This window comes from Acidimicrobiia bacterium (assembly GCA_041676705.1).
Classification (GTDB): Bacteria; Actinomycetota; Acidimicrobiia; order Acidimicrobiales; family SKKL01; genus Actinomarinicola.
Genome location: JBAYRL010000003.1, coordinates 12,384 through 25,161 on the forward strand (window position 1 = coordinate 12,384; position 12,778 = coordinate 25,161).

Consider the following 12,778-nt stretch of genomic DNA (forward strand, 5'->3'; position numbering starts at 1 on the left):
CTACCCGGCCACAACCGGAATCTTGGTACGATGCTTCGGCACCATCAGTACCTCTTGTAGCTCGCCGCGGAGATGATGAGCGGCAGCATCGGTAACAAGCACCGAGGCGTAGGTACCAACGCGCAGAGGCTTTTCACTTGGGAAATGCACCAGTTTGTTTTGTCGGGTACGACCAGTCAGAACCTCGGGGTTGCGTTTTGAAGGTCCTTCAACCACCACTTCTTCGATTCGTCCGATTCGAGCCTGGTGCTTACGCATAGCTGCGCGCTCGACCACGGCACGAAGTCGCTCGAAACGCTCGACACATAGCTCGTGTGGCAGGAATAGATCTTGCATACCAGCAGCTTCAGTGCCTTCACGAGGAGAGAAAATGAAGGTGTATGCCGAGTCGTACTCGGCTTCCGCAACTACTTCTAGTGTGTGAACGAAATCATCTTCGGTTTCGCCGGGGAAACCAACAATGATGTCAGTAGTGACTGCCAAATCATCGATGGTGGCACGGGCCAAAGCTAGTTTTTCAAGGTATCGGTCGGCGGTGTAGCCCCGATGCATGGCGGCCAGAACACGATCAGAACCGGCCTGCAAGGGCAAATGCAAATGCTCACAGACACTTGGCACCTCGGCCATAGCCTGCAAGGTTTCCGGACGAAAATCTTTAGGGTGTGGACTAGTGAAACGAACCCTGTGGATACCATCAACTTCGCCAACACTTCGGAGAAGATCGCCAAAGAGCGGACGAACCCGCTTCGCTCCCTCAGCCACCCAAGCTTCGCCAGTTGCCGCTTTTGCTTCTGTTTCGTCTGCTGGTTCATTACGGAACTTAAGTGTTAAGTCGCGCCCGTAGGAGTTTACGTTTTGGCCCAACAAAGTGACCTCGGTGACTCCATCGGCGGCCAAGCGTTCTACTTCATTGACTAACTCGCCAAACGAGCGGCTCGCTTCCACCCCACGCACCGCGGGCACAATGCAAAAGGCACAACTATTGTCGCAACCAACCTGGATTGTGACCCAGGCCGAATAGTCGACTTCACGCTTTACGGGCAATGCCGATGGAAAAGCCTCGGCCTCATCGAAGGCGGCTTCTTCCCAAATCTCGGTTATTGGCCCTGAAACCCGTGAAGTGTGTAACAACTCGACGGCGCGATGCACGTTGTGAGTTCCAAACACAACGTCGACGAACGGGGCACGCGCTTGGATTTGCTCGCGATCTTTTTGGGCGAGACAGCCCGCCACCACAATCTCCATACCAGGACGTTGTGCTTTGAGAGACTTCAGATGACCAAGGGTTCCGTACAACTTGTTGTCGGCATTTTCACGCACGGTACAAGTGTTTAGAACGATTACGTCGGCTTCTTCATCGGAAGCCGCTGGAAGCATGCCATCGGCTTCCAGCAGTCCGGCAATTCGTTCGGAATCATGTTCGTTCATCTGGCATCCGAATGTACGGATGCTATAGGTGCGAGTCACACAGCCAGGTTAGGCCAATTCAATGGCTATTCATCAACGTTTGAGCGCAGTTCGCTAACCGGGGCTAGTTCACCTTCTGGCTCTTCATCACCAATGCCTACCTGTTCACGAACCCGTTCTGAAATCTCAACCATAATTTCGGGGTTATCTTGCAAGAATGCTTTAGCGTTCTCACGGCCTTGGCCGAGTTGCTCACCTTCGTAGGTATACCAAGCCCCCGACTTCTTAATAAGACCCAAATCGACGCCCACATCGAGCATCGAACCTTCACGGCTTATGCCTAAGCCGTACATAATGTCGAACTCGGCTTGGCGGAAAGGTGGGGCCACCTTGTTTTTAACCACCTTGGTACGAGTGCGGTTACCAACCACCTCGACACCATCTTTGATGGCCTCAATACGGCGGATGTCGATACGGACCGAAGAGTAGAACTTAAGAGCCCGACCACCAGGGGTAGTTTCGGGCGAACCGAACATCACACCAATCTTTTCGCGCAATTGGTTAATAAAGATGCAGACGGTGTGAGTTTTATTGAGGTTGGCAGTGAGCTTCCGAAGGGCCTGCGACATAAGGCGAGCCTGTAGACCGACATGGCTGTCGCCCATTTCACCTTCGATTTCAGCCCTTGGGGTTAGAGCAGCCACCGAATCGATAACAATGACATCGATAGCACCCGAGCGCACCAACATGTCGGTAATTTCAAGTGCTTGTTCACCGGTATCGGGCTGTGAGATTAACAGCTCGTCAACGTCGACCCCGATACGAGCGGCATATACAGGATCCATCGCGTGTTCAGCATCTATGTAGGCACAGATACCACCATTACGCTGGGCTTCAGCCACCACATGCATAGCCAAGGTTGACTTACCTGATGACTCGGGACCGTAAATCTCAGTCACCCGGCCCCTAGGTAAACCCCCTACACCTAAGGCTAAGTCGAGCGCGATGGAGCCAGTAGAGACTACCTCTACCGCCATTGAACCCTTTTCGCCCATTTTCATGACGGAGCCTTTGCCATACTGCTTTTCAATTTGGCCCATGGCCATGGCTAGTGCTTTGTCTTTATCCACCGGAAATCTCCCGTTGCTGTGAAACTTGTTTTACGGGGCTGTCACGGTGGTGACGAGCCCGATGTTCAAACCTTAAAGATGGGCTATGACATTTTGTGACGAGCCGGACAAAATCTTTAGTTTTAAGACCTTGCTGACCCAACTGCCACCATTGTAGTTTCGAACGGTCGTACGATCTACTATTTGGCCAAAAAAGTTTTGGAAAGGCGAGATTTTGGCTGCTGCAGGTTGAATTGTGATCATCAGCTGACACCATGGGCACTATGAGTGATGCCACCGATGTAACCCCCATTCACGTAGACGAAGACGAGCTTCGCGCCCGCCTAAGCCCTGAACAGTTTGAAATTACCCGCCGTTCTGGCACTGAGATAGCTTTCACAGGTATCTACTGGGATGAAAAACAACAAGGCAGCTACCACTGCGTAGTTTGCGATCTCCCGCTATTTGAATCATCAACCAAATACGAATCAGGTACTGGCTGGCCTAGTTTCTGGCAGCCTATTTCGCCAGATCGAGTGACCTTAGTGGAAGATCGCAGCCACGGAATGGTTAGGGTTGAGGCCAACTGTGCTCGTTGTGGTTCACACCTGGGTCACGTCTTCAACGATGGCCCCGCTCCGACCGGTGAACGCTTCTGCATGAACTCAGCTTCGCTCAATCTCATACCCGAGGACGACGCTTAAGTGCTTTAGCGAAAGGCGGGGAAAACTTCTTCGATCAAGGTGTCCATAATTTCACGTTTTTGGGCGCCTTGGGGAAGGTTGAAATCGGGGATGATTAGCTCATCTACACCAGCCTCACGGTAGCTAGCGACCACCTCAACTAATTCACTGGGCGTACCAACCAACATCGGCCTGCCCAGATCGCGTGCCCGCATTTTGGCCGACTCTTCCGCATTGTCGAAAAGGAATAACAAGCCTTGGGCCGACCGAGTGATGGCGGCTGGATCGCGGCCCAAATCTTCACAGTGCCGATTGAGCACCTGATTCTTGTGTTGTAGCAGCTCGGGCGTACCCCACACGTTCCACTCATCGGCATATTGAGCCGCGATTCTCATGGTGCGTTTCTCGCCACCCCCACCTATTAACAACGGCACATTACCCACTGGCTTTGGCTCTAGCGGAGCATCATCAAGCTGGTAATACTCTCCGTTAAACGTGGTGCGCTCATCACGTAACAAGCCGGTTAATACGGCACAAGCCTCTTCAAAACGGTCGAGACGTTCTTTAACCGGAGGCAACTCAATTCCATACTTTTCATGCTCATTTTGTTGCCAGCCAGCGCCAACCCCCAACACCGTCCGACCATCGTTAATGTGGTCAATAGTGGCCACCGCTTTCGCCAAAACAGCTGGATGACGATAGGTGTTGCCCGAGACCAAAACCCCCAGGCGCAGTTTAGAAACTACGGCCGACAAACCAGCAATAGCCGACCACGCTTCGTGCATGGGACCGCTGGCAGCTTCGTCGTTTGACATGAAATGGTCAGCTACCCAGAGCCCATCCCAACCAGTGTCACTTGCATGGCTGGCAGTGGCCAGAATCTCGCTCCACGGGTTGGCGTTATTAATCCAGAATGAAAACTTCATGTCCCAAGCATAGAACGAAGCCACTGCTGCCAGCCGGAGGGTAGACCAAGACCCAACTTTCAGACCTTGGCAATGCAACACTCAACCATTACCGTCGCAACCTGGGCATACATAGCCACGCTAAGCAGCAAAGGGTACAAACCGCCGGTAATCATCTACGCGGCAACGGCCGGTATCACAAGTTCACGTTTTAAGCCAGGTTGAGCAAACGCCGACGCAGCCAGTCGAGCAGCCCAATGGTAGAAAACGCACGAATGCGTTCCCGATCGCCTGGCATCCGCATTGGTCGGCCCTCAATATCATCGCCTAAAGCCAAGCCGAAAAACACGGTGCCAGGGGGCAAGCCTTCCTGTAAACCGGGGCCCGCCACTCCGGTTATAGCGATTCCCACATCGGCATCAAGACGCTTGCGAACTCCATCAGCCATGGCCATGGCTGCTTCTTCGGTCACCACCGGACCTTCGGGCACACCGAGCACTGAATATTTAACTTCTGAGGCATAGGCCACTACCCCACCGCGGAAAACCTCGCTGGCACCCGAAACATTCACAATTCGGGAGGCAATGAGGCCGCCGGTTACCGATTCCGCCACGGCAAGGGTTAAACCGCGCTCGCCAAGTAGCTGTACCACAGCATGTTCCATGGTTTCATCGTCAACACCAAAAACGATGTCGCCCACAATATCGCGAACAATTTCTTCTTCGGCCCGCAGTAACGCCGCTGCTTCTTCTTCGGTGTCGGCCTTAGTGGTGATTCGAACTTTGATGCCTTCGATGCCGCTAGCCAAAAAAGCAATCGTGGCCGAAGGTTCAGCATCCAGACGCACGATTTCATCAGCCAACATTTCAGCTAGACCCGACTCTGACTGACCCCACGTGCGTAACGTTCGACTCTTGATCACAGCGGTTGAACCAGAGCGTTCCCGCAGGTCAGGCACAATAGTGCCTAGAACCATCTCTTCCATTTCCGACGGCACCCCAGGCACGGCGTAAATAATCTTGCCTGCGAACTCGTTGCCCTCTGGGATCGGGCAAACTAACCCCGGCGCCGTGCCAGGTTGTTGCGCAATGGTAGAAGCGCCGTTTGGAACCATGGCTTGGCGCAGGTTGTTTTCAGGCATCATACGGCCTCGCGAGCCAAACATCTGGCGAATACGTGCCTCGATCGCCTCGTCAAAGACCAGCTCTACGCCCATAATGTCAGCTATCACTTCACGCGTAATGTCGTCTTGGGTGGGGCCCAATCCGCCACAGCAAATAACAGCATCGGCCCGGCTGAGTGCCAAGCGAATGGTGTCAACCATACGCTCGTGATTATCGCCCACCTTGGTTTGAAATAGACTGTCGATTCCGGCCAATGCCAGCTGCTCTCCAATCCATGAAGAGTTGGTATCAACAATTTGGCCCAGCAACAGCTCGGTTCCGATGGCGACTATTTCACAACGCATGGGGCAACATTATCGTGCCTGACCAAGCTCGTCCGGGTTTAGGAAGGGATGGCTTCGCTACCACCTAAACGGCTGCCATCATAAAAATATTGAGCACCGGTAACGAGAGTTAAGGCGACGGCGGCCCATAAAGTGATGTCGGCCACCCACGCCGGGTTATCGCCCAGGGGTGGGAAAACCGCAAAAGCCACGGCGAATTGTTGAACCACGGTCTTGAACTTGGCCGAAGAACGTGCCGGAATCGACACGCCACGGCGTGCCCAAAAGGAACGAAACATACTGATCGCGATCTCTCGAGCCGCGATTAGCACCACCGGAAGCCAGATAAAACGCCCAATGGCCACCAGCGCTATCAGTGCCCCCAGAACCAAAACCTTGTCGGCCAGTGGATCGAGAAAAGCACCAGAACGGGTGGTGCCATGTTTGCGGGCTAAGTAACCGTCAACACCATCAGAAAAACACAGACCGGTCCACAGGGCAAAAGCCAACCAGCTAGGCCCACGATCAGTTAGCACCACCAAGAACAATGGCGACAACAAGATGCGACCAATGGTCACATAATTGGCAGGCGTGGCTAAAGCTGTCGGGCCAAACGCAGTATCACTCACCCCGGCTCCTCGTGCTGGTTCCCAAGTTAGGATACTCCACCCAAAGCTTCGAGGTCGGGCCCTAACGAATCGGTAACCACGACCCTATAAAACTGGCCCACCGCTAAGTCGCTCGGAATGCTGACAATGCCATCAATTTCGGGCGCTTCGCGGTGACTGCGACCAACACCAGGCTCGTCAACGAGCACCTCAATAGTTCGGCCGATCAAAGCGGTTCGAGCCTGAGCAGTAATCGAATCCTGCAGCTCGGAAAGCTCTCCCAAGCGTTCTGCCACCAAAGCCGAATCGACAACTTCCGGTAAAGATGCGGCGTAGGTGCCTTCTTCACGTGAATATGAGAAGAAACCACACCAATCAAGCTGAGCTTCTTCAATGAATGCCAACAAAGCGTCGTGGTCTTCTTCAGTTTCACCCGGATAACCCACAATAAAATTCGACCGAAAAACGGCGTCTGGATAATGGCGACGAATGAACGAAATTCGCTCCAAGAATTTCTCGCCGTTACCCCAACGCCGCATACGTCGCATGAGCGGTGGTGAAACGTGTTGCAAGCTCAAATCAAAATAGGGAACCGAAGACGAACCGATCACCTCGATTAGAGCTTCGGTTAAATCGGCCGGGTACAGATATAACAACCTGACTCGAGGCACCCGCTCCCTAAGGGCCTCAACGAGAGGCACAATCCGGCGCTCTCCTATACCCTGATCACGACCAAAAGCCGCAAGGTCTTGAGCTACTAACACAATCTCTTGAGCATCAAGCTGGTCGACTTCAGCCATAATCGACTCGACCGTGCGAGAACGCTGTGGACCGCGAAAGCTTGGAATAGCACAAAATCCGCAGGCCCGATCACAGCCCTCAGCCACCTTCAGGTATGCCCAGGGTGACTGACTTGGAGGTCGGGGTAGATTCAAAAGATCGAAAGCGGGTGCCTTGCGAGTTGGACCGAGGCTCACCGGCACACCAAAACCGCTAACGGCGTTGACCTCGGGAAGTGCCGCTGCCAGTTCGTCACCGTAACGTTCGGCCATGCAGCCGGTAACAACAATTTCGGCGCCCTGGCGGCGCGCATCAGAGAGTGACAAGACCGTGTCAATCGATTCGCGACGCGCATCTTCGATAAAGGCGCAGGTATTCACCACAACTAGGTCGGCCTCGGCTGGCGAGGCAGCCGCGGAAAGACCGTCGGCCACTAGGGTTCCAACGAGTTTGTCTGAATCAACCTGGTTTTTGGGGCAGCCGAGAGTCTCGACCCAATAAGTGCGGGGCATTAAGGCTCTATGCTACTAGCACAACTACTTCGATCTTCATCTTGGGGGTCTCGGGCGTGGCTAAACCCCCGGCAGTACCGAGTCGAGCTCTTCAGGGGTCATGAGCACCGTGCGTGGTTTCGAACCTTCGGAGGGGCCTACTATGCCACGTTGTTCTAGCAAATCCATTAAACGACCAGCGCGAGCGAAACCAACCCTTAGCTTGCGCTGCAGCATCGATGTGGAGCCCAACTGACTACGAACGATTAGCTCGATGGCTTGAAGTAACAGTTCATCATCATCTTCATCGCCCGAGGTGCCGCCAGGGAGCAACGCCCCAGCCGCCGAGGGCTCTTCAGCTTCACCCTGGACATCTTCGGTATAAACCACAGCTGGAGCTTGGCTTAACCAGGCATCCGCAACGTCACGAACTTCTTCCTCCGTCACCCAAGCACCTTGAACCCGATGGGCAGCACTCGAGTTGGCGGTCACCATTAACATGTCACCCTTACCGATAAGGCGTTCCGCTCCAGCTTGATCAAGGATCACGCGACTGTCCGCCAAAGACGAAACCGCGAACGCGATACGGGAAGGAATATTGGCTTTAATCAGGCCGGTAATCACGTTTACCGAAGGGCGCTGCGTCGCTAGTACCAGGTGGATGCCAACCGCTCGAGCCTTTTGCGCGATGCGACAAATGCTGGCCTCAACATCGCGTGCTGCCACCATCATCAGATCGTTCAGCTCGTCGACCACTATCACAATAAATGGCAGGCGCTCGTATTCAGCTACTGTGCCGTCAAGGCCCACCTCGCCCGCTCCGGGGGCGCTGGTAAGTTCACCTCGATCGTAAGCCTTGTTGTAGCCGGTGATATCACGAACGCCAACGGCCTCAAGCACTTCATATCGACGGTCCATTTCTCGCACCGCCCAATCCAAGGCATTAGCCGCCTTCTTGGGGTCGGTCACCACCTCGGTGAGCAAGTGGGGCAGCTTCGAATATTGGGTTAGCTCAACGCGTTTGGGGTCGATCAAAATCATACGTACTTCATCGGGGGTTGAACGCATGAGCATGGAGGTAATGATCGAGTTGATGCACGACGACTTACCAGCACCAGTTGCACCAGCGATAAGTACGTGGGGCATTTGAGCCAAATTCGCCATCACCGAAACGCCGTTTATGTCGCGTCCAATCGCTACTTCCAGCGGGTGTTTTGCCTTCTTGGCCTCGGCCGAGCTGAGCAGGTCGCCAAGGGCCACGATTTCACGTTTAGCGTTCGGCACCTCGACGCCGATGGCCTGCCGACCTGGGATAGGGGCCAAGATTCGAACGTCCGCCGAGGCCATAGCGTACGCAATATCTTTATGGAGGCTGGTCACCCTGGCCACCTTCACCCCGGCACCCAGTTCCAGTTCGTAGCGGGTGACGGTAGGACCAACCACCATGCCGATCAAACGTGTCTCCACCCCATGTTCAGCTAACGCCTGTTCAAGAACTCGACCAGTACGTTCTACAGCTTCACGATCCACCACATGGGCGTCTGCTTTTTGTAACACGTTAGGTGGAGGCAGTTCCCATGCCGACGTTGATGACATGTCGACTTGAGTCAGGTCAACAGACCCCAAATTACCTCCGCCGGTAATCGGCACAAGGTTGCGCTGTTGTGCAATTTGGGGGGAATCCCCGTCCTCACGATCATCAACCGAGCTAGCGCCCCGCTCAAGGTGGACATCTTGGTCGAACAAGGCCGTGGAATTATCACCGGAGATGTTGACAAGCTCCGCCGAAGCCTGAGAATGGTGCGTTTCGAGGTCGTTTACCACGGTCGGGTCTACTTGGGCCTCACCACCAACGACCAAGGTGGGACTCGAATCACCCCAACCACGAGGAACAGAGGTCGTATCGACGGTCTCATCAGCTCCGATACCATCGCCCATAACCTGATGTCCTAATTTGGCTACCCCACCACCGGCACGTTTAAAGCCGCTGCCAATCATGGTGGCTAACGAGGCCGCCGTTGTGTGGGTGGCCACTAGTACACCGATGGTGATGGTGGTGCCCAGAACAAGGGTGGCTCCAACCAAAGATGCCACCGCCTGGGTAAGTCCACCGCTGGCCAGGCCTACCAACCCCCCGGCTTGGCTTAAGCCATCAACTCCGTCAACCAGACCAGGCTGGCCTAAATATAGATGCAGTAATCCGGTTACCCCCACCACAGCTATAACTAGACCCACCACAATTCGGGCTGGAGAATTATTACTCTGGTTGTAATTGCGGGCGTAGCCAATAAGTGCCACACCACCAACGGCTAAGAACATTGGAACGGTGTAACCAACTAGGCCAAGCGTGCCACCGGCCATGCCTGCTATTGCCCGTCCGGCAGCGCCGGTAAGGTTGCCGTACATTCCAAGGGCACTTAGTACGCCTAGAGCGACCAGCACTATGCCCCAGGTGTCGAACGCTCGCCCTTCGAAAGCCCGTGCAAACGCCGAGCGGTTGCGCGGCGAGGTTGTCGAACGTTTCGTCGTTCGGGTTTTGGAGGTTGATCGGGGGTTGGTGCGAGTAGCCACTAAAACCTCGGGCGCGGTTAAAATACGGGCTCCACCCGATACCCATGTTTGCGCTCCAAGACGCCCAGGTCAAGCATCGGGGCTTAGGAAACCACGATAACGGCTAGGGCTCCATCACCAGCGGCACGATCATTGGTCGCCGTTTGGTGGTGTTATTGACGAAACGGCCCACGCTTCGGCGCGCCACGCGGGCTATAGCTTCGGCATCGGGTTGTTCGGCGGTCAGTACCTCAAGAATTGCGGCCTTCGCTTCCTCCGCGGCTTCGTCCAAGAGTTCTTCGGCTTCATCGGCGTGGACCCAACCACGAGTGATCACTTCCGGGCCAGTAAGAATTACGCGGGATTCGACATCAACCGAGACCACCACCACTACCACGCCTTCTTCAGCTAGCACTTGACGATCTCGAAGCACACCGTGGTTGATGTCGCCAACGATGCCATCTACATACAAATAACGTGCCGGTACCGGATCGGTTCGAATAATTCCATCGTTGGTTAAAAGGACGGAATCACCGTCTTCACAGACCAAAATTCGGTCATCGCTCAAGCCCATTTCAGCAGCTAGACGGGCATGTGCGCGCAGGTGACGGTATTCACCATGAACCGGAATGAACCACTCGGGGCTAATAACCGAATGAAACAATTTCAGCTCTTCGGCTTTCGCATGACCTGTGGCATGGACGTCGCTGATACCCGAATGCACCACTTCTGCACCCAAACGTACTAGGCCATCAATCACCCGCGACACGTTCATTTCGTTGCCGGGAATCGGGTGTGACGACAAAATCACAGTGTCATTGGCAGTTATTTGAAGCCACTTGCTATCACCGGTAGCCATTCTGGCCAACGCCGACATTGGTTCACCTTGACTACCAGTGGAGATGATACAGACCTGGCCAGGGTCAAGGTCTTCGACCTCTTTAATGTCTCGAATCGAACGATCTGGAATGTCGAGCAACCCAAGATCACGAGCCAAGCGAAAATTCTTTTGCATGGAAAGACCAACGGTCGCAATGGTGCGACCAGTAGCCAGTGCCGCATTGGCGATCTGTTGTACCCGATGGATGTGGCTGGCAAAACTAGCCGTGATAATGCGGCGTCCTTCATGGGCTTGAAACAAGCTCATCAGAACTTCACCAATTGACGATTCGGAACGAGAGTGACCGGCCTCTTCAGCATTGGTGGAATCGGCGAGCAACAACCGCACACCAGATTCCTTAGCGATCTGTCCCATCCTGGCTAAATCGGTGCGACGGCCATCAACCGGATTCAAATCGAGCTTGAAGTCACCGGAGTGCAAAATTGTGCCTTGCGGTGTGTGAATAGCGGTCGCGAAAGCGTGCGGAACCGAGTGAGTCACCGGAATAAATTCAACGTCGAAAGGACCGATTTGGCGTCGTTCGCCGTCGTAAACCGGTATCAGCTCGGTGCGATCGAGTAGACCGGCCTCGTTAATGCGATTACCGGCAATCCCCAATGTTAACGGTGAACCGTAAATTGGGAATTTTGCGTCACGCAACAAGAACGAAAGGCCTCCCACATGATCTTCGTGGCCATGGGTGGCAATACAGCCCTCAATTCGGTCGGCGTTTTCTCGCAGGTAAGTAAAGTCGGGGAGCACAAGATCGACACCCAACATGTCTAGGTTGGGGAACATTAAACCGCAATCAATCAAAAGAATTCGACCGTCGACCTCGATTCCAGCGCAGTTTCTTCCAATGTCACCCAGCCCCCCAAAAAAGCTGACGCGAACCGACTCTGGCATAAATATGTTCCTTACCTAAATGATTTAGTTATTAAAGGCTGGCTAGAAGTGCTTGAGCTTGGCTGGCTAAACCATCGGGCTCGGGACCCATTGGTAGTCGACAAAAGCCACTCGGCTGACCTAAGGCCCGGAGCACGGCCTTAGTAGGTACCGGGTTTGGCGCTAGCTCGGAAGCTTCAAAATTAAATGAGGGAATCATTGCGGCGTTCAGTTGGCGCGCCAACTTAACGTTTCCGCCCAGAAAGGCCTCAATCATCTCCCTCATGGTTGAAGCCAACCAGTGAGTAGCAACGCCAACCACGCCTGTCGCTCCGACGGCCAAGAGAGGCAGAGTTAAGCTGTCATCCCCGCTGTAAACCTCGAACCCATCAGGTGCTTCGGAAAGGAGATGAGCAGTAGCGCCAGGGGCACCAGCCGCGTCTTTCAACGCCACGATGTTTGGATGTTGGGAAGCCAACGAAAGAATGGTGGCGGTATCTATTTTGCGCCCCGAACGCACCGGAATGTCATAAAGCATGAGAGGTAGATCGGTGGCTTCAGCCTGCGCTGCGAAATGTGCCGCTATCCCCGCTTGTGAGGGCCTGTTGTAATAAGGCGTGACAGTTAGGTAGCCGTCCACCCCCATGTCGTTAACGTCTTTAATCATGGTGGTGACATAGTTGGTGTCATTGGAGCCAACCCCGGCCACCACCACGGCCTCGGGAACCGCCTCACGAACGATCTGAATGAGGTCCAAATGTTCTGAGGTCGACAAGGTAGGGCTTTCGCCCGTAGTTCCGGCTACCACTAGGCCATCGTTGCCTTGCGCAATAAGCCACTTGGCAAGTTCAGCGGCACCGGCACGATCGAGAGCACCCTCAGGGGTGAACGGCGTGATCATGGCGGTCAGCACGCGTCCAAAACGGGCCATTGGTACTCCTTGCACAATTCTTTCCTCTGGGCTGACAAGTTGAGCAAATGTCGCAGCCCTCAACCAATCGGCACGAACATTCTAGATCGGCCCCAGCTTATC

General features: G+C 54.3%; 10 protein-coding genes. 1 reads left to right on the forward strand and 9 read right to left on the reverse strand.

The features are described from left to right. Together WC184_06070 and recA are read right to left on the reverse strand one after the other, a co-directional pair. Positions 1 to 1,467, reverse strand: a complete 1,467-nt coding sequence (locus WC184_06070) for a MiaB/RimO family radical SAM methylthiotransferase (protein MFA7477443.1) — start codon at positions 1,465 to 1,467, stop codon at positions 1 to 3. Positions 1,468 to 1,493: 26 nt separating this feature from the next. Next, positions 1,494 to 2,537: a recombinase RecA gene (gene recA / locus WC184_06075; GenBank protein MFA7477444.1), complete on the reverse strand. Its 1,044-nt coding sequence runs from the start codon at positions 2,535 to 2,537 to the stop codon at positions 1,494 to 1,496. 263 nt (positions 2,538 to 2,800) lie between these two features. Between recA and msrB the strand changes: the two genes are divergently transcribed. Further along, the gene (gene msrB, locus WC184_06080) at positions 2,801 to 3,220 is read left to right on the forward strand and encodes a peptide-methionine (R)-S-oxide reductase MsrB (GenBank protein MFA7477445.1); all 420 of its coding nucleotides are present in this window, start codon (positions 2,801 to 2,803) and stop codon (positions 3,218 to 3,220) included. A gap of 5 nt (positions 3,221 to 3,225) precedes the next feature. On the opposite strand, the gene WC184_06085 is transcribed toward msrB, so the two are convergent. The 7 genes from WC184_06085 to dapA form a co-directional block, all read right to left on the reverse strand. Beyond that, on the reverse strand, positions 3,226 to 4,125 hold the full coding sequence (locus WC184_06085; protein MFA7477446.1) for an LLM class F420-dependent oxidoreductase: 900 nt from the start codon (positions 4,123 to 4,125) through the stop codon (positions 3,226 to 3,228). Positions 4,126 to 4,315: 190 nt separating this feature from the next. Next, positions 4,316 to 5,572 (reverse strand): competence/damage-inducible protein A, encoded by a 1,257-nt coding sequence (locus WC184_06090; protein MFA7477447.1) that lies wholly within the window; start codon positions 5,570 to 5,572, stop codon positions 4,316 to 4,318. A gap of 38 nt (positions 5,573 to 5,610) precedes the next feature. Beyond that, positions 5,611 to 6,180, reverse strand: coding sequence for a CDP-diacylglycerol--glycerol-3-phosphate 3-phosphatidyltransferase (gene pgsA, locus WC184_06095; GenBank protein MFA7477448.1), 570 nt, complete (start codon positions 6,178 to 6,180; stop codon positions 5,611 to 5,613). A gap of 26 nt (positions 6,181 to 6,206) precedes the next feature. After that, the gene (gene rimO / locus WC184_06100; GenBank protein ID MFA7477449.1) at positions 6,207 to 7,451 is read right to left on the reverse strand and encodes a 30S ribosomal protein S12 methylthiotransferase RimO; all 1,245 of its coding nucleotides are present in this window, start codon (positions 7,449 to 7,451) and stop codon (positions 6,207 to 6,209) included. A gap of 60 nt (positions 7,452 to 7,511) precedes the next feature. Further along, entirely contained in the window at positions 7,512 to 10,001 is a 2,490-nt protein-coding gene (locus tag WC184_06105; protein MFA7477450.1) for a DNA translocase FtsK, read from the reverse strand. Between the two features lie 103 nt (positions 10,002 to 10,104). After that, positions 10,105 to 11,766, reverse strand: a complete 1,662-nt coding sequence (locus WC184_06110) for a ribonuclease J (protein MFA7477451.1) — start codon at positions 11,764 to 11,766, stop codon at positions 10,105 to 10,107. Positions 11,767 to 11,797: 31 nt separating this feature from the next. After that, entirely contained in the window at positions 11,798 to 12,676 is an 879-nt protein-coding gene (gene dapA / locus WC184_06115; GenBank protein MFA7477452.1) for a 4-hydroxy-tetrahydrodipicolinate synthase, read from the reverse strand. Positions 12,677 to 12,778: the final 102 nt, after the last annotated feature.